2 tRNA genes and 2 rRNA genes are annotated in these 819 nt (G+C 46.2%); all 4 read left to right on the top strand.

From position 1 onward, the window contains the following. Nucleotides 1-86, top strand: a 16S ribosomal RNA gene (locus ACFYKT_RS22290); the annotation flags it as partial. A 139-nt stretch (nt 87-225) separates the two neighbouring features. After that, a tRNA-Ile gene (locus tag ACFYKT_RS22285) sits at nt 226-302 on the top strand. A gap of 9 nt (nt 303-311) precedes the next feature. Then, nucleotides 312-387: transfer RNA gene (locus ACFYKT_RS22280), tRNA-Ala, on the top strand. Nucleotides 388-693: 306 nt separating this feature from the next. Then, nucleotides 694-819 (top strand): 23S ribosomal RNA (locus ACFYKT_RS22275); the annotation flags it as partial.

Genomic DNA, 819 nt, shown 5'->3' with positions numbered 1-819 from the left:
GCCAGCCGCCTAAGGTGGGACAGATGATTGGGGTGAAGTCGTAACAAGGTAGCCGTATCGGAAGGTGCGGCTGGATCACCTCCTTTCTAAGGAAAAATGAAGTACTTGATACTTCATAAAAAGACGTCATTTGTTCGTTCAGTTTTGAGAGAGCAATGTTTTCTCAAAAATAATATACATTAGGTAATGAAAAGTATTGTTTTTCATTTACTTAATCCGTTATTGGGGCCTATAGCTCAGCTGGTTAGAGCGCACGCCTGATAAGCGTGAGGTCGATGGTTCGAGTCCATTTAGGCCCACCATTCACTAACGGGGCCTTAGCTCAGCTGGGAGAGCGCCTGCCTTGCACGCAGGAGGTCAGCGGTTCGATCCCGCTAGGCTCCACCATAACGAATCCGTTCGTTATTTTTTTAACCCATTTTTTGTTCTTTGAAAACTAGATAATGCAATAAAGAAGATAACCGAGTAATCGCCATCTTAGTTTTTTCTCTTATTAGTAACATAGTAAGAGCACAAACCACGAGTGAAAAGTTAGTTTACACAAACTCATCTTTTCACAAAACCGTGAGGATTTCGAGAAGCAAGCAGTTCAAGGAAGCGACCGAGCGCGCACCGGAACGTACGTAGTTGGTACGTGAGGAGCACAGCGAGAGAGCTGACGCAGAAATGCGCCGCTTATCGAAAGCCGAACAAGGTTAAGTTAGAAAGGGCGCACGGTGAATGCCTAGGCACTAGGAGCCGATGAAGGACGGGACTAACACCGATATGCTTCGGGGAGCTGTAAGTAAGCTTTGATCCGGAGATTTCCGAATGGGGGAA

This window comes from Cytobacillus mangrovibacter (assembly GCF_042865275.1).
Lineage (GTDB): Bacteria > Bacillota > Bacilli > Bacillales > Cytobacillaceae > Cytobacillus > Cytobacillus mangrovibacter.
Note: the sequence above shows the minus strand (reverse complement) of the source record. Positions and strands in the feature narration are given on the sequence as shown.